At 45.9% G+C, this 14,971-nt stretch carries 18 protein-coding genes; 9 read left to right on the forward strand and 9 right to left on the reverse strand.

Features of this window, described 5'->3' with window-relative positions:
• The first annotated feature begins 56 nt into the window (after positions 1–56).
• Complete coding sequence (locus FQV26_RS03600) at positions 57–1,172, forward strand: mandelate racemase/muconate lactonizing enzyme family protein (RefSeq protein ID WP_146556000.1); 1,116 nt, start codon at positions 57–59, stop codon at positions 1,170–1,172.
• Positions 1,173–1,256: 84 nt separating this feature from the next.
• Here the strand turns inward: FQV26_RS03600 and FQV26_RS03605 are convergent, their stop codons facing one another.
• The 3 genes from FQV26_RS03605 to FQV26_RS03615 are packed head-to-tail and all read right to left on the reverse strand — an operon-like array spanning position 1,257 to position 3,558.
• Positions 1,257–2,006: an amino acid ABC transporter ATP-binding protein gene (locus FQV26_RS03605; protein ID WP_146556001.1), complete on the reverse strand. Its 750-nt coding sequence runs from the start codon at positions 2,004–2,006 to the stop codon at positions 1,257–1,259.
• Between the two features lie 36 nt (positions 2,007–2,042).
• Entirely contained in the window at positions 2,043–2,744 is a 702-nt protein-coding gene (locus FQV26_RS03610) for an amino acid ABC transporter permease (protein ID WP_146557755.1), read from the reverse strand.
• Positions 2,731–3,558 carry an amino acid ABC transporter substrate-binding protein gene (locus FQV26_RS03615; RefSeq protein WP_146556002.1) on the reverse strand — a complete coding sequence of 276 codons (828 nt, stop codon included), beginning with the start codon at positions 3,556–3,558 and terminating at the stop codon, positions 2,731–2,733. The genes FQV26_RS03610 and FQV26_RS03615 overlap by 14 nt, the downstream gene beginning before the upstream one ends.
• A 463-nt stretch (positions 3,559–4,021) precedes the next feature.
• On the opposite strand from FQV26_RS03615, the gene FQV26_RS03620 reads away from it, so the two are divergent.
• Positions 4,022–4,966, forward strand: a complete 945-nt coding sequence (locus tag FQV26_RS03620) for an L-threonine 3-dehydrogenase (protein WP_146556003.1) — start codon at positions 4,022–4,024, stop codon at positions 4,964–4,966.
• 69 nt (positions 4,967–5,035) lie between these two features.
• On the opposite strand, the gene FQV26_RS03625 is transcribed toward FQV26_RS03620, so the two are convergent.
• The 5 genes from FQV26_RS03625 to FQV26_RS03645 all read right to left on the reverse strand — a co-directional run bounded on the left by FQV26_RS03625 (position 5,036) and on the right by FQV26_RS03645 (position 8,905).
• Complete coding sequence (locus FQV26_RS03625; protein ID WP_146556004.1) at positions 5,036–6,388, reverse strand: YjiH family protein; 1,353 nt, start codon at positions 6,386–6,388, stop codon at positions 5,036–5,038.
• Positions 6,389–6,544: 156 nt separating this feature from the next.
• On the reverse strand, positions 6,545–7,234 hold the full coding sequence (bshB2, locus tag FQV26_RS03630; RefSeq protein WP_146556005.1) for a bacillithiol biosynthesis deacetylase BshB2: 690 nt from the start codon (positions 7,232–7,234) through the stop codon (positions 6,545–6,547).
• 14 nt (positions 7,235–7,248) lie between these two features.
• Complete coding sequence (locus FQV26_RS03635) at positions 7,249–7,599, reverse strand: YojF family protein (RefSeq protein WP_146556006.1); 351 nt, start codon at positions 7,597–7,599, stop codon at positions 7,249–7,251.
• Between the two features lie 157 nt (positions 7,600–7,756).
• The gene (gene pdxK / locus FQV26_RS03640) at positions 7,757–8,590 is read right to left on the reverse strand and encodes a pyridoxine/pyridoxal/pyridoxamine kinase (protein WP_146556007.1); all 834 of its coding nucleotides are present in this window, start codon (positions 8,588–8,590) and stop codon (positions 7,757–7,759) included.
• Positions 8,591–8,650: 60 nt separating this feature from the next.
• Positions 8,651–8,905 carry a hypothetical protein gene (locus FQV26_RS03645; protein ID WP_146556008.1) on the reverse strand — a complete coding sequence of 85 codons (255 nt, stop codon included), beginning with the start codon at positions 8,903–8,905 and terminating at the stop codon, positions 8,651–8,653.
• A gap of 70 nt (positions 8,906–8,975) precedes the next feature.
• Here FQV26_RS03645 and FQV26_RS03650 point away from each other — a divergent pair, with 70 nt between their 5' ends.
• From FQV26_RS03650 to FQV26_RS03665, 4 genes are read left to right on the forward strand one after another with little or no spacing between them, the layout of a single operon-like run.
• Complete coding sequence (locus FQV26_RS03650) at positions 8,976–9,695, forward strand: DUF4230 domain-containing protein (protein ID WP_146556009.1); 720 nt, start codon at positions 8,976–8,978, stop codon at positions 9,693–9,695.
• 5 nt (positions 9,696–9,700) lie between these two features.
• The gene (locus FQV26_RS03655; protein WP_146556010.1) at positions 9,701–10,375 is read left to right on the forward strand and encodes a uracil-DNA glycosylase; all 675 of its coding nucleotides are present in this window, start codon (positions 9,701–9,703) and stop codon (positions 10,373–10,375) included.
• A gap of 59 nt (positions 10,376–10,434) precedes the next feature.
• Positions 10,435–10,701, forward strand: a complete 267-nt coding sequence (locus FQV26_RS03660) for a YwdI family protein (RefSeq protein WP_146556011.1) — start codon at positions 10,435–10,437, stop codon at positions 10,699–10,701.
• Between the two features lie 20 nt (positions 10,702–10,721).
• Positions 10,722–11,099: a DUF423 domain-containing protein gene (locus FQV26_RS03665; RefSeq protein WP_146556012.1), complete on the forward strand. Its 378-nt coding sequence runs from the start codon at positions 10,722–10,724 to the stop codon at positions 11,097–11,099.
• Between the two features lie 266 nt (positions 11,100–11,365).
• Here FQV26_RS03665 and hemQ read toward each other — a convergent pair whose 3' ends face one another.
• Complete coding sequence (gene hemQ, locus FQV26_RS03670; protein ID WP_146556013.1) at positions 11,366–12,115, reverse strand: hydrogen peroxide-dependent heme synthase; 750 nt, start codon at positions 12,113–12,115, stop codon at positions 11,366–11,368.
• Positions 12,116–12,290: 175 nt separating this feature from the next.
• Between hemQ and lipL the strand changes: the two genes are divergently transcribed.
• The 3 genes from lipL to FQV26_RS03685 are packed head-to-tail and all read left to right on the forward strand — an operon-like array spanning position 12,291 to position 14,966.
• Positions 12,291–13,112, forward strand: coding sequence for an octanoyl-[GcvH]:protein N-octanoyltransferase (lipL, locus tag FQV26_RS03675; RefSeq protein WP_146556014.1), 822 nt, complete (start codon positions 12,291–12,293; stop codon positions 13,110–13,112).
• Positions 13,113–13,166: 54 nt separating this feature from the next.
• Entirely contained in the window at positions 13,167–14,471 is a 1,305-nt protein-coding gene (locus FQV26_RS03680) for an HD domain-containing protein (protein ID WP_146556015.1), read from the forward strand.
• Positions 14,472–14,966: a YwgA family protein gene (locus tag FQV26_RS03685; protein WP_146556016.1), complete on the forward strand. Its 495-nt coding sequence runs from the start codon at positions 14,472–14,474 to the stop codon at positions 14,964–14,966.
• Positions 14,967–14,971: the final 5 nt, after the last annotated feature.

Consider the following 14,971-nt stretch of genomic DNA (forward strand, 5'->3'; position numbering starts at 1 on the left):
TTAATTTCACTATAGTAGTAAGTATACAACAAGTTAAATCTACTGGAGGCTGTCAAATGAAAATCACAAAAGCGTCATTGCATGCGGTCCGATTTCCACTCAACGAACCATTCATCATTTCCTATGCGACTTATCCCGATATGCCGGCTTTGATTGTGGTGTTGGAAACGGATACCGGATTGACAGGGTACGGAGAAGCCGTTCCGGACGAGCACGTGACAGGAGAGTATTTCACCGCAGCGTTTGAAATATTGAAAGAGTTGTTCCTCCCTGCAATTATTGGAATGAGCCCATTTGATATCGAAGCCATCCATTCGAAGATGAATGCGCTGATGGCAAAGAATTCAGCTGCCAAAGCCGCTGTGGATATCGCTTGTTACGATTTGATGGGGAAGGCGACGGGTCAGCCTGTTTATAACCTGATCGGGGGGCAGGCGACGGCTCATTTAGACTACCCGAGAGTCCTTAGTATTGAAGCGCCGGAAATCATGGCGGAAAAAGCTAAACAAGCTGTTGAAAGGGGCTATGCCTCCCTTAAGCTGAAAGTGGGGAAAGGGCAGGCTCAGGAAGACGTGGATCGAATTTTAGCGGTTCGTGCGGCGGTCGGTAAAGAAATGCCGATCCGTGTGGACGTCAATCAAGGCTGGAAGTCTTCGGGAATTGCAGTAGCGGCGATTAAGCAGTTGGAAGGAGCCGATATCGCCTGGATCGAACAGCCCATTCGTATGGGGGATATTCGAGGATTAGCTGAGATTCGTTCGAAGACCGCAGTCCCGATTATGGCGGATGAAAGCATCCAGTCCATGGAAGACTTGCTCGAAATCATCCGATTGCAGGCCGCTGACGTCATCAATATCAAATTGATGAAGTGTGCAGGCATTTTTCATGCTGTGCAAATGGCGAAAGTTGCCGAAGCAGCCGGCATGCTGTGCCAAATTGGCTCCATGGTCGAATCATCCGTTGGTTCAGCAGCAGGCTATCATGTGGCCATGTCGCGCATCAATATTGAAAGCACTGAGTTGACCGGACCCTTGCTCTTCAGTGAAGAAATCGGGGATCTGGTTTATGAGCATCCTTATGTCTTGCTATCCGGAAAGCCAGGCCTCGGTGTGGAAGTAGATCAGGCGCAGCTGAAAAAGCTGACTGTCAAATCGCATATTATTGAAAAATGACAAAAAAACTCGCGAATCCCAAAGGGTCGCGAGTTTTTTTGTTCTTTATGCCCGTCAAATCTACACGGGCGCTTGCGCTTTTCTTTAAATAGTCTCCGCTTTTTGAATGAGGCTCAAAAAGCGCTGTGTGCGTTCTTCTGTCGGGTGGTTGAAAATATCTTCCGGCTTGCCGCGTTCGACGATGCGGCCTTCGTCCATGAATAGCACTTCGTCAGCCACACCTTTCGCAAAACGCATTTCATGTGTCACCACAACCATTGTCATGCCTTCGGCAGCCAGATCTTTCATGACCTGCAGCACTTCACCGACTAATTCGGGATCGAGTGCGGATGTCGGTTCGTCGAAGAGCATTACTTTCGGCTCCAGCGCCAGCGCACGCGCGATGCCGACACGTTGCTGCTGTCCACCGCTTAGCTGGAAGGGATATTCATTGATCTTTTCACCAAGTCCGACTTTTGTCAGGAGCTGTTCGGCCTTTTTTCTAGCCAGTTTTTTGTCCTGCTTCTGGACGGTGACTGGCCCTTCCATGACGTTTTCAAGAGCCGTCATGTGAGGGAATAGATTGTAATGCTGAAAGACCATAGCCGATTGCTTGCGAAAAGCCATGATTTGCTTTTTCGACAACGGTTTTGAAAAGTCGACAGTTTGTTCGTCAATCGTCACGGAACCGGAAGTGGGGGTTTCCAAAGTATTGAGGCAGCGCAGGAAAGTCGTTTTCCCGGAACCTGAAGGCCCGATGACCACAATGGCCTGACCTTTTTGGACATCTGCATCAATGCCTTTCAATACTTCAAGATCACCAAATTTTTTATGCAAATTTTTGATTGAAATCATAGTGTGCTCCTTACTGCAATCAGTGAACTGCTTTTATTATCTGGAAACATAGCGGTCAAAGCGATTTTCGAGCCTACCTTGAACCAGTGACAAGGCAAAGCAGATAATCCAGTATAGCAATGCCGCCTGTCCATACAATAATAGGAACTCATAATTGGTCGCGGCAATTTGCTGTGCAACTCTGAACATCTCGGTAACCAGAATAAGAGATGCGAGTGACGTATCTTTAATTAAACTGATGAACGTATTAGACAAGGGAGGCAAGGAAACACGTGATGCCTGCGGCAAAATGACGCGCCGAAGAGACTGCGTGTAAGACATGCCGATTGTATCAGCTGCTTCCCATTGGCCTTTTGGAATGGACAGGATGGCTGCCCGGATAACTTCGGAAGCATAAGCCCCGACGTTCAAGGAGAAACCGATCACTGCCGCCGGAAATGGATCGATGGTAATGCCAAGTGTCGGCAATCCATAAAACAAGATAAACAACTGAACCAACAAAGGTGTCCCGCGAATAATTGATACATAGATGCGGGCGATGATTTGAAAAATCTTAACCGTTGAAATTCGAGCCAATGCTGTCAAAATCGCCAGTACCAATCCTAAAATAAACGAAATGATTGATAGAGGCAGAGTAAATTGAAGCGTTGCCTCGATTAATGGAACAAATGAGGATTGTGCAATATCCACAAGCCGCTCCATTCTGACGGGATCTGAGAAAATACTATTCAAGTACATTTTCACCAAACCATTTTTCGGAAATTTCGTCGTATGTTCCATCTTCGATCATGTCAGCCAAGGCCTGATTCACTTCGTCCACAATTGCGCCGCTGTCTTGACGGAACAATAATCCACTTTGTGCAGCATCCTCAGACTCATCAACCACTTTTACATTAGCATCAGGACGTTGGTTCAAGAAATCCAAAACAGTTAAATTGTCATTGACTGTTGCATCCACGCGTCCTGAGTTCAATAATTCAATTGCCTGGTTGAATCCTTCGACGCCTTCAAGTTCAGCACCAAATGAAGTTGCTGTTTCAGCGTAATTGCTTGTCAGTGACTGAGCAGACAATTTTCCTTCCAAATCTTCAAAGCTTTGAATTTCAGTATTGTCTTCTGCAACTACAAGTACTGCAGTAGAAGTGATGTATGGATCTGAAAACTCATAGCTTTCCTGACGTTCCGGATTGATCCCAACTTGGTTGGCAACCATATCAAAGCGACCAGCATCCAATCCTGCAAACATAGCATCCCATTGTGTTTCAAGGAATTCCGCTTCGACGCCAAGACGCTCCGCCACTTCACGTGCAATTTCAACATCAAAGCCAGTCAGCTCTCCTGAAGCATCGTGGAAAGTGAAAGGAGGGTAAGTTCCTTCCGTACCGATAACCAAGGTTCCTTCTTCTTGCACCTTAGCCAGTAAATCTTCTCCTGAACCGCTGTTCTCCGCTGCGTCATCTGTAGTTGGATCTTCTTCTGTAGATCCACCGCCGCAAGCCGCTAAAACCAGCATTGCTACTAATAATAAAAACGCTAAACTAAATTTCTTCATAAAAATTCTCCTCTACTCTTTTATAATTTTTTGTTTTGCGATTCCTTCATGAATGTCTATACCCCTTATTTTTATTCCTTAAATAATTAATTTTAATAATAAAGCCTGTTTTACCAACTGGAATAGTAGGTTTAAAAATAAAAAAAAGGAAAAAGAGCCGTTCAATCTCAGCGGAATCCCGAAGCTGATTTATTATAGCATGCTTATCCAACAGTCTCAAATGAAGTGAACGCAAAATGAGGGGAGTATTATCCTTACGTGGGCATCCACTGTTTATACACGAATATGGAAGTCTCTGCCAAATGAAATACAGCTCTTTTTAATCTTTCTTTAAAAATTAATTGTGTTTTTAAAGAGAACATCTTATAATAGCTTAATATTAAAGGTTAAATCAACAAGGTTTATAAGCTGTTTTTTGTGTTTTTAGACAGGACAAATGTTTTGAGGAAAAGGAGTGTTGAAAATGGAACGAATTATGATTACAGGTGCTTTGGGACAGATAGGGTCTGAGCTTGTCGGGAAAATGCGTGGTATTTACGGCAACGACAATGTATTGGCGACAGATATTCGCCAGACTGATGATCAATCCGGTCCTTTTGAAATTTTGGATGTTACCGATGCACAGAGAATGCATGATTTAGCAAAGGATTTTGGAGCGGATACAATGGTTCATATGGCAGCTTTGCTGTCAGCGACTGCTGAAGAAAACCCGCTGCTTGCCTGGAACCTGAATATGGGCGGTTTGGTAAATGCGCTCGAAGCATCTCGTGAGCTTGGCATGCAATTTTTCACACCCAGTTCCATTGGAGCTTTTGGTCCTTCAACACCTAAGAAAAATACGCCGCAGGACACCTTGCAGCGTCCAACCACCATGTACGGTGTCAACAAAGTAGCAGGCGAACTGCTGTGTGACTATTACTTTACGAAATTTGGCGTCGATACGCGCGGTGTCCGTTTCCCGGGCTTGATTTCAAATGTAGCACAGCCGGGCGGAGGCACGACCGATTATGCAGTTGACATCTATTACAAAGCGATCGAGCAGGGCAGCTACACGTCCTATATTGCAGAAGGTACTTATATGGATATGATGTATATGCCGGATGCACTGCAGGCCATCGTTGACTTGATGGAAGCAGATCCTGCCAAATTGATTCACCGGAATGCTTTTAATGTGACGGCGATGAGCTTTGAGCCTGAACAAATTGCGGCATCAATTCGCAAGCATATTCCTGATTTTAAAATGTCTTACGCTGTCGATCCTGCAAGACAGGAAATTGCAGACAGCTGGCCGGATCATATTGATGCTTCAGCCGCCAAAACGGAGTGGGGTTTTAAAGCTTCATACGATTTGGATGGGATGACTTTCGATATGCTGGAAAAATTAAAAAAAAAGCTGCAGTTCGTTTAAAGAGATCCCGATAAAAAATATGCTGTAAAAAAATGCCATCCGCATAACGCGGATGGCATTTTGTATTTCTTAGAATAAGAGATGTGCAACTCCCACAACAATCGGCAAAGCGATGATTGTGCGAAGCAAGAAGATGATGATCAGATCAAGAATATTGACAGGGATCTTAGAACCGAGCAGTAATCCACCAACTTCAGACATATAAATTAATTGAGTGACGGACATGGTAGCAACGACAAATCGTGTCATTTCAGACTCGATATCAGCACCAAGAATAGCTGGCAGGAACATATCGGCAAAACCGACGACCATCAATTGTGCAGCTTCAGCTGCTTCTGGAACACCCAGCAATCGCAAGTACGGTTCAAATGGCGTGCCAAGTATGGAGAATATAGGAGTGTATTCCGCTAAGATCAATGCGACCGTACCGAACGCCATGACTACTGGCGCAACGCCGATCCACATATCAAGCACATTCTTAAAGCCATCCTTGAAGAACTTGCTGATCGAGCGGTTATCTTCCGCTTTTGTCAATGCATTTTCAATTCCGTGGGAAGCAACGCTATAGCCTTTTGGAACATCCTCAGACTGGGATTCCTGTGGCGAACCGTCCATGAAAGTAGTTGGTTTTTTTGATAACGGGTAAAGGCGCGGCATAATGAGTGCCAAAATGATGCCTGCTAAGATGACAGTAGCATAATAAGGCAGGAAGTAAGTTCCAAGACCGATTTCCTGAATGACGACAATAGCGAACGTGATGGATACAACTGAGAAGGTCGTTCCGATGATCGCCGCTTCACGCTGTGTGTATTTATTCGCTTCGTACTGCTTGCTTGTCAATAATACGCCGATGGTGCCATCTCCGACCCATGAAGCCAAAGCATCAATAGATGAACGGCCAGGTAAACGGAAAAGCGGACGCATGATTTTGACCATCATCGTTCCAAAGAATTCCAATAAGCCGAAGTTCATCAGAAGCGGCAGGAACAATCCGGCAAATAGGAAAATAGTAAACAGGAAGGACAAGAGCCCGTCCCCTGATAGAAGAAGTCCGCCGGTATTTTCACTCCAGATTGGCTCAGGACCGATTTGGAACAAGACCATAACTGCAAAAACTGCTCCAAGAATCCGGACAATGGTCCAGAAAAGACTAACATTAAAGAGCTTATCGATAAATGACACATGTTCTGTTTCGTTAACTTTCTTCGTAATAAAAACTAAAGAGCCTAATGCTGCCACAATCAAAATGACCATCATGATCCACGGTACAATGGATTCGATGGATCCCGCCATGAGATTGGCAAGAACGGCAATGGTTACCATCCAGCCATCTTCGGTTGGAATTGGAACCAGGAACAGCAGGATTCCGAGTAAAGAAGGAATCAAAAATAATAGCCAGGTTGAAGTAGAAAACTTTTTCACAAATAATTCCCCTTTTCTTCGTGCATGAATACACATGATTGGTATTGATTATACAGCGCTTTCCCCTTTGAAAACGCTTTACTGCCAATGTTTATATTATCTGAAAACGTCCATAAAAAATACCCCTCAAAAAATAAAAAATTGAGGGGTTGTTTTTTAAAAGGATTTTTCAAAATCCTCATGCCATCGATAATTGTAGAACCGTTCTTTTGTCAGCCAGTTTTCAGTCTCGGTATCTCCTTGTTGAAGCTTGTGTTCCATTTCTTCAAGCATCCAAGCAGTTTGGGAAATATGGGCTTTCATGGAATTCATTTTTTGGTCGCGGACTTCACGGATGTCATAGACCACATCAGGTTGGCCCAGCATCTCCAATGTATTGTTCGCAAAAGCGACGCAATGCAAAGTTGGCCGATCCTTCATGCGGCGAACAGCACGGACAACTGCACGCGCCGTTGCCTCATGGTCTGGGTGAACAGCAAAGTCCGGATAGAAGGTGATGATTTTCGAAGGATTCAGTTCTTCGATTAAATCCGTCATTAGCCCGACCATCTTCTCGTCGTCTTCAAACTCAATGGTTTTATCACGCAGTCCCATCATGCGAAGATCTGTCAGTCCCATCGCATCTGCAGAGGCTTGAAGTTCCTTCTTGCGGATTACCGGCAAGGATTCTCTTGTAGCGAATGGGGGATTGCCGAGGTTTCGGCCCATCTCGCCAAGTGTTAGACACGCGTATGTAACCGGGGTGCCTTGCTGAATATGTGTGGTGATCGTTCCTGAAACTCCGAACGCTTCATCGTCCGGGTGAGGGAAGACGACCAGCACATGGCGTTCTTGTGGAATTGTCATAATGAGTCCCTCCCTTAATAACTGAACGGTGTTTCGCTGATTTGCAGCGCCACCGCCAATTTTCCAGTGCCGTCATGTCCTGCAAGCAAGAGTCGGCCCTGGTCATCCAATTCATAATGTGTAATGCCTTGCGCATAGACCCAGCCATGCGGCAATTTCAATCCGACACGATGCGGACTGTCGCCGACCACTTTTCCGAGTTCGTAATTGATGACGACGTTTCGAATAAAAGCGCCGGCATTAAAAAAGCCTTCGTTGAAATGTGTAGCGTACGAGCCGTTTGTCGTTTCCAAATGAAGGTAGACATCTTTGCCTGCAAATGCATCCAGCTCAACTTGCAATTTTTTTACTTCGACTAGTTCCATGATGTTCCTCCTATTGAATCGGTATTCTATCAGTATAGGGAATTATGCGCGAGAATGCGATTAGGATGCTTTATAAGAGAAGACATTCCCAATCGTCAAAAAAAGCTGCCGCGTATAGCCATTTTATGACTTTACGCGGCAGTTAATTTTAGACATCTTATAATTCAGTTACTTCAACTTCCGGTTTTGTGAACTTAGAAGCAGCTCCGTGCATAACCGGGCCGACGTATTCGTTCAGCTTCCAACCGTGCTGGATTGCTGTTGCCACGAAGATTTTTGCGTTCAATACAGCGTCTTTGACTGATTGGCCGTTTGCCAGGTTAGCAGTGATGGCCGCTGCGAATGTGCAGCCTGCGCCGTGGTTATAGGTGGTGTCTGTTTTTTCGGATGTCAGCAGGTAATGCGTCTTGCCGTCAAATAGCAAATCCGCTGCTTTTTCATGTTTTAGTTGCTTGCCGCCTTTAATGACAACGAACTCCGCACCATGTGCGTGGATTTTTTCAGCAGCTGTCTGCATATCTTCGACTGTTTGCAATGAGCCTTGTCCTGATAATTGTCCTGCTTCTACCAGGTTCGGTGTAACAACTTTTGCATTCGGCAACAAATACTTGATCATCGCATCGACATTTTCAGGGAAGAGAACTTCGTCTTCACCTTTGCATGCCATTACCGGATCGATGACCACGTCTTTAATTCCGGAACCGGCGATCGCTTTTCCTGCCATTTCGATAATATCGACAGTCGGCAGCATCCCAGTTTTCAATGCGTCAACGCCTGTAGAGAATGCTGTTTTCAATTGGGCATCGAGTGTATCCAAAGCAATCGGGTGAATGCCGTGGCTCCAGCCGTTTTCAGGATCCATCGTGACGATGACAGTCAGTGCATTCATGCCGTATGTTCCGTGTTCCTGGAAAGTTTTTAAGTCTGCTTGTATGCCTGCTCCGCCAGAAGTGTCTGAACCGGCGATGGTTAGGGTTTTTTTGAGTGTCATTCGTAAAACTCCTTTAAGTGGATTGTGTCATTGCTCCCATTTTAACAAAAATTCGAACATTTACAATGGATTGCGCTTATTCGGCACAAGCAGAAGTGCTGATGTAGCAATGCAGATAAGCAAAAAGATGGTGGTGAAAACCCCCATTAAGGCAAAGCCGCTTTTGAAAAGACCAATCGCAATAAGTAATGTTAGAATGGAAACAGCTACTATGATCAGGCCGAGACAGCCCAATCCGGCGCGTTTCGCGCCTTCTGGAGCCGTCGTGCCTTTGGTTTTTGAGACATTGGTAATTTTTTCGCGCCAATCCGCCATGCTGATCGCTCCTTTAGATAATCGTAACATGAAGCAAGGATGAATAGAATATAAGAAAGTAGGGGTTTTATTGGCGAAAGATCCGAAATTGACGGAGATCGAGCGTTTATTGGAAGAAATGAAAGAACAAGGAGAAACGAAGGAATCCGGCTTCTGGAAAAGCGCCAAATTAATGATGAGTGTCTGGCGAAATTCTTTTTTGGTGCTGATTGCGATATTGCTGTTGCTGTTAGTAGCTTTGCCACTGGGAACATTTTGGATGATCAAAGGCAGTACCGCAACAGAAAGTAAAGGCGCTTTCCTGGAGCAGATTCAGGAATTGAACCAATTGTCCACAGCGGAAGCTTTTTCCAAAGTCATTATTGAACGGCAGGATAACGCGGTGTTCGGCCAGGAAATCGGGCTTGACCTGCCTGGTACGAAACGCCAATTGCTTGTTGTCATTCCGGGTTCGGTCCGGGCAGGCATCGACTTTTCCAAAGTGACGGAAGATGATATCGTTCTTGATGAAGAAGCGCAGACTGCAACTCTGACTTTACCGTCCGCAGAATTTTTAGGCGGACCGGAATTGTTCATGGATCAGGTTGAAGTTTATTCGTATGAAGGGTTGTTCCGCAGCGGCGCCGACATCTCGGAAGCCTACGAGCTTGCCGAAGAGGCAAAGAATTTAATGATGCAAGAGGCGGAAGGTCAAGGTGTATTGCAGACTGCAGAAAACAATGCAGCCCGTTCTGTGCAAGAAATGTTCGGACTGGTCGATTATGATGTAACAGTAGAATTCGAGGAGTGATGGGTATGGGGAAACAGATTTTTCAAAACGATTGGCAAGATGTCGTGGGTGAAGAGTTCGAGAAACCGTATTATTTGGAACTGCGCGAGTTTTTGAAAGAAGAATACGCCAATAAAACAATCTACCCAGCTAAAGAAAATATCTGGTCGGCTTTTGAACATACGGCGTATAAAGATGTCAAAGTCGTCATTTTGGGACAGGATCCGTATCACGGACCCAATCAGGCGCATGGCCTGAGTTTTTCGGTTCAACCGGGAGTTCCGCATCCGCCGAGTTTGCGCAATATGTTCAAAGAATTGAAGGAAGACCTTGGCTGCGACAAGCCGAAAGACGGCACGTTGACAAAATGGGCCGATCAAGGCGTGCTGATGATGAACACGGTGTTGACGGTAAGAGCCGGAGAAGCGAATTCCCATCGCAATAAAGGCTGGGAAACCTTTACAGACGAAGTCATCCGGAAATTGTCTGAACGCAACGAACCAATCATTTTTGTGCTTTGGGGTAAGCCAGCTCAAACGAAAAAACGGCTCATCGATCTGGATAAGCATGCCATACTCGAAGCGCCTCACCCAAGTCCGCTTAGTGCAAGCCGTGGATTTTTTGGCAGTCGGCCGTATTCAAAAGTGAACAGTCTGTTACAAAGCCGTGGACAAGAGCCCATCGATTTCTGTTTGGACTGACCTGCAGCAAAGTGGCGTGGTAAACTGGAAGTAATTCAAAACGGAGAGGGGGCTGTAACATGGCCATCGACACCATGCGTATTTTAAATGAAATCGATAAGCACACAACACGCGCGCGAAGCGGCGATCCTGCGAAAGTCCGCGAATCTGTCTCGGCAATCCGCGCCTTATGTGATTTGCTGCTGGAAGACGATCAACCGATGACCGACAATAAACCACCGCGTGCTGTGCCGCTTGCTTCCCCTCAGCCGCAGACGCAGACGGTAACTGCTGTCAACAAGCTGAAAGAAGAAGACGCAAACGGCGATTCGCTGTTTGAATTTTAAATGGAAAGAGGAAGTCGAATATGAAGTTTTTCTTGATTGCCGGAGCGATTAACGCCTTGTTATCTGTGGCATTTGGTGCGTTCGGCGCGCATATGCTGGAAGGGCGCGTTGCGGACAAGTATTTGGATACGTGGCAGACTGCCGTGCAGTATCAAATGTTCCATGCAGTCGGCTTGATGGTCATCGCGATTCTGATGAGTTCGTCTCTGCTCGGGCTACTTGGATCATTGAACTGGGCAGGCTATTTGATGCTTGCCGGAATTGTCATTTTTTCAGGAAGCCTATACGTCTTGAGCTTGACAGGTATCAGCATTCTCGGTGCCATCACGCCAATCGGCGGCGTTGCATTTCTCGCCGCCTGGGTAATGGTCATTATTTCTGCAGTAAAAGCATTGTAATAATAGGCAAAAAGGCAATCCGTTTTATGCGGATTGCCCTTTTTTAGGGTGCGGAAAGTAAATAAGGTGATTTGGAAAGTAAACCCGTTGCTTTGGAAAGTATTTATGCTGCAATAGAAAGTATTTCACTTGAAACAGAAAGTATATCCAAATAAATGGGAAATTCCAGCTGAAAAACGGCGCTGATTTCATGATGAGGTGCATTCCAAATAAAATTAAAACAAAAAGCCGCCTAAAAAGGCGGCTTTTCATCATGCATAAATTAATTAAACTTCCAAAAATTTAGCGGTTCTTTCGGCATCCAGGCGTGTGCCCACATAGAATGAACCGAATTCTGCGTAGCGCGCGCTGACTTCGTCAAAACGCATTTCGTAGATCAATTTCTTGAATTGAAGAACGTCGTCTGCGAACAAAGTAACGCCCCATTCGTAGTCGTCAAAGCCGACAGATCCAGAAATGATCTGTTTTACTTTGCCGGCATAGCTGCGGCCGATTTTGCCGTGTGACAGCATCAACTCTTTGCGAGTGTCCATCGGTAGCATATACCAGTTGTCGTCGCCATCGCGGCGTTTGTCCATCGGGTAGAAGCAGATGTACTGTGAACGCTGAAGCTCTGGGTATAGGCGCGCGCGGATATGCGGGTTCTGGTATGGATCTTCGTCTGATTTTCCAGCCAGGTAGTTGGAAAGCTCGACAACAGAAACGTAAGAATAAGTAGGAACGGTATAAGCGATCAATGTCAGCTTATTGTATTCTGTTTCCAGTTCGTTTAATTCGTCCATTGTTTCACGTAGCATCATCAGCATCAAGTCAGCTTTTTGGCCAACAATTGAATACAATGCGTGTGCACCGGTTTTATTTTCATCGGCTTGGTTTATTTTGTCCATAAATGCTTGGAATTCGTCGATCGCGAATTGGCGTTCTTCGTCCGTCAGCATTTTCCATGATACCCAATCCATCGAGCGGAAATCGTGGAGGACGTACCAGCCGTCTAATGTAATCGCTGCTTCATTCATTACTCAAACACTCCTTTTAATGTAAATCTCTCATCATCCAGTTTATCACAACGCCCATCCAACTTCCTTTAAAACTAATGGCTGTCACCAATTTGACATGTCGGCCATGGGTTTTCAGCGACTGCTGAAAAGGGTAAACTGAAGACAAGGAATTGCAGGAAGAGGAGAAATAGGCATGCCATTATTTTTTGAAGAAACATCCTGGCGTTTCTGGGACCAGTCCCTGAGCGCCAAAGGCCGTTCCGCACTCGAATCATTTGCTGCGGACGATACCTTATGTGAATTGGTCGGATCTGGGAAAAGCGCCCCGACTGTCCGCACCTGGGTCCATGATGACACGGTGGTATTGGGCATCCAAGACCACCGGCTGCCGCATATCAATGAAGGCATGGAAGTCTTGAGAGCACATGGCTTTACGCCAATTGTCCGGAATTCAGGCGGGCTGGCGGTTGTGCTGGATGCCGGTGTCTTGAATATTTCCTTGGTACTATCGGAAAAAGACAAGGCCATCGACATTTCGGCAGGCTATGAATTGATGCTTGAATTGGTGCAGGAACTGTTTCCTGAAGCCGCAATCGAGGCCTATGAAATCGTCGGCTCCTATTGCCCGGGTTCCTACGACCTCAGCATTGGCGGTAAAAAATTCGCCGGCATTTCGCAGCGCCGAATCCGCCGCGGCATTGCGGTGCAGGTGTATCTATGCATTGAGGGCAGCGGATCGGAACGCGCAGAAGTTATCCGCGATTTCTACGAAGCAGGACTGCAAGGAAAAGAAACAAAATTCAACTATCCAGAAATAAAACCCGAAACGATGGCGTCACTCAGTGAACTGCTGGAAAGAAAGATCACAGTCCAGGAAGTGGTATTGGATCTTCATGCATTGATAGGTGCACCCGCACCGATGCCGCTGCAGCCCGATGAGACGGAATTGTACGGATTTTATTTAGAGCGTGTGGTTGAGCGCAACGGGAAAATGCTTGAACGTCCTCTTGAATAGAGGAGAGGCGCTGGTGTAGAATAGCTGTTACATGAAAAATTCGGAGGTGCGCGAGTGAGCTACGCAACGCAAAAATTAGCTGAGGAAAAAGTTTTCAAAGATCCGGTTCACCGGTATATTCATGTGCGCGACCAAGTGATTTGGGATCTGATCAATTCGCGTGAAGTTCAGCGTTTGCGCAGGATCAAGCAATTGGGCACCTCGTATTTAGTGTTTCACGGGGCGGAACATAGCCGTTTCAACCACTCGCTCGGTGTTTATGAAATTGTCCGCAGAATTTCGGATGACATTTTCCATGGCCGACCGGAGTGGGATGAAAGCGAACGGCTCGTGGTATTATGCGCGGCGCTTCTTCATGACTTGGGGCACGGACCATTTTCGCATTCGTTTGAAAAGGTCTTTTCAGTCGACCATGAAATGTTCACACGGGAAATCCTGCTGGGAGACACAGAGGTCAATGAAATCCTTTTGAGAGTATCTTCAGAATTTCCGAAGAAAGTGGCAGAAGTCATTGCCAAAACCTATTCCAATAAACAAGTCGTGTCCCTGATTTCCAGTCAGATTGATGCTGACCGCATGGATTATCTCCAGCGAGATGCTTATTATACAGGGGTTTCTTATGGCCATTTTGACATGGAGCGGATTCTTCGCGTCATGCGGCCGCTTGATGACCAGGTTGTCATCAAGTCGAGCGGCATGCACGCGGTCGAAGATTACATCATGAGCCGCTACCAGATGTACTGGCAGGTCTATTTCCATCCTGTTGCACGCAGCGCGGAAGTGATTTTGCGCAAGATTTTGCAACGCGCGAAGGAGTTGAGCGGGAGCGGCTATAAATTCGAGCAGCCGCCGACGCATTTCCTGGCGTTTTTCGACCGCAGCTTTACATTGAAAGAGTACTTGGCGCTGGATGAAGGAGTCCTGATGACCTATTTCCAATTATGGATGACCGAACGCGATCCAATTTTGTCAGACCTTTGCGACCGTTTCGTCAACCGCCGCCTGTTCCAATATGTCGATTTTGATCCAGGCAAGGATTACAAAAAGCTTGGCGAACTGGCGCAGCTATTTCATTCTGCCGGCATCGACCCGGAATATTATTTGATTGATGACTCGACTTCCGACCTGCCCTACGATTTCTATCGCCCGGGAGAGGAAGAAGAGCGTCTACCGATCCACTTGCTGATGCCAAGCGGCGACATCAAGGAATTATCGCGTTTGTCCCAAATTGTAGATGCTATTTCAGGCAAACGCAGAACCGATTACAAATTGTATTTTCCGGCTGAACTGCTGATCGACGGCAAGAAAAAAGCCATCAAGCAGCAAATTTTGGAAATGCTTCGAGAAGGAGGGCTCTAGTTGCTCCAGGAACACGCAAAAATCGTGGACTTTATTGCCACAGCGGAAGGTGTTACCGGCCGCAAGAAATTGCAGAAAATGATTTACATAATGAAAAAGATGGACATGCCATTTCAGGAAAAATACGAGTTTCATATATACGGACCGTATTCAGAGGAATTGACTGCTCGTGTAGAGGAATTATGCGATATGGGGTTTTTGTCAGAAGCATTGGAAGACAAAGGCTCGTACGTTCAATATAAATACAGCGTGACAGAAGAAGGCATGGAATTCCGCAAAGTGTTGGGCAAATCAATTTTGGATAACCCATTGACTGCTGGAAAGTTAAATGCCAAAAGTGGCCGTTTTTTGGAATTGACTGCGACCTTGCTGTATTTTGACAATTTAAACCGCCAAGAACAAATTGAAAAGCTGCATGTCGTCAAAGGGAAACTGAACTTTACTGCTGAGGAAATAGATGAGGCTTTTGCTTTTATTGAGGATTTGCGTTCATAGAAAAA

The organism is Planococcus sp. CPCC 101016 (assembly GCF_007859295.1).
In the GTDB taxonomy this organism is placed as follows: Bacteria; Bacillota; Bacilli; order Bacillales_A; family Planococcaceae; genus Planococcus.

Excerpts from the sequence above, each read along its gene's own strand:
- FQV26_RS03600 (WP_146556000.1), top strand. The coding sequence starts at position 57 with ATGAAAATCACAAAAGCGTCATTGCATGCGGTCCGATTTCCACTCAAC.
- FQV26_RS03605 (WP_146556001.1), bottom strand. The coding sequence starts at position 2,006 with ATGATTTCAATCAAAAATTTGCATAAAAAATTTGGTGATCTTGAAGTA.
- FQV26_RS03610 (WP_146557755.1), bottom strand. The coding sequence starts at position 2,744 with ATGTACTTGAATAGTATTTTCTCAGATCCCGTCAGAATGGAGCGGCTT.
- FQV26_RS03615 (WP_146556002.1), bottom strand. The coding sequence starts at position 3,558 with ATGAAGAAATTTAGTTTAGCGTTTTTATTATTAGTAGCAATGCTGGTT.
- FQV26_RS03620 (WP_146556003.1), top strand. The coding sequence starts at position 4,022 with ATGGAACGAATTATGATTACAGGTGCTTTGGGACAGATAGGGTCTGAG.
- bshB2 (WP_146556005.1), bottom strand. The coding sequence starts at position 7,234 with ATGACAATTCCACAAGAACGCCATGTGCTGGTCGTCTTCCCTCACCCG.
- FQV26_RS03635 (WP_146556006.1), bottom strand. The coding sequence starts at position 7,599 with ATGGAACTAGTCGAAGTAAAAAAATTGCAAGTTGAGCTGGATGCATTT.
- pdxK (WP_146556007.1), bottom strand. The coding sequence starts at position 8,590 with ATGACACTCAAAAAAACCCTAACCATCGCCGGTTCAGACACTTCTGGC.
- FQV26_RS03645 (WP_146556008.1), bottom strand. The coding sequence starts at position 8,905 with ATGGCGGATTGGCGCGAAAAAATTACCAATGTCTCAAAAACCAAAGGC.
- FQV26_RS03655 (WP_146556010.1), top strand. The coding sequence starts at position 9,701 with ATGGGGAAACAGATTTTTCAAAACGATTGGCAAGATGTCGTGGGTGAA.
- FQV26_RS03660 (WP_146556011.1), top strand. The coding sequence starts at position 10,435 with ATGGCCATCGACACCATGCGTATTTTAAATGAAATCGATAAGCACACA.
- FQV26_RS03665 (WP_146556012.1), top strand. The coding sequence starts at position 10,722 with ATGAAGTTTTTCTTGATTGCCGGAGCGATTAACGCCTTGTTATCTGTG.
- hemQ (WP_146556013.1), bottom strand. The coding sequence starts at position 12,115 with ATGAATGAAGCAGCGATTACATTAGACGGCTGGTACGTCCTCCACGAT.
- lipL (WP_146556014.1), top strand. The coding sequence starts at position 12,291 with ATGCCATTATTTTTTGAAGAAACATCCTGGCGTTTCTGGGACCAGTCC.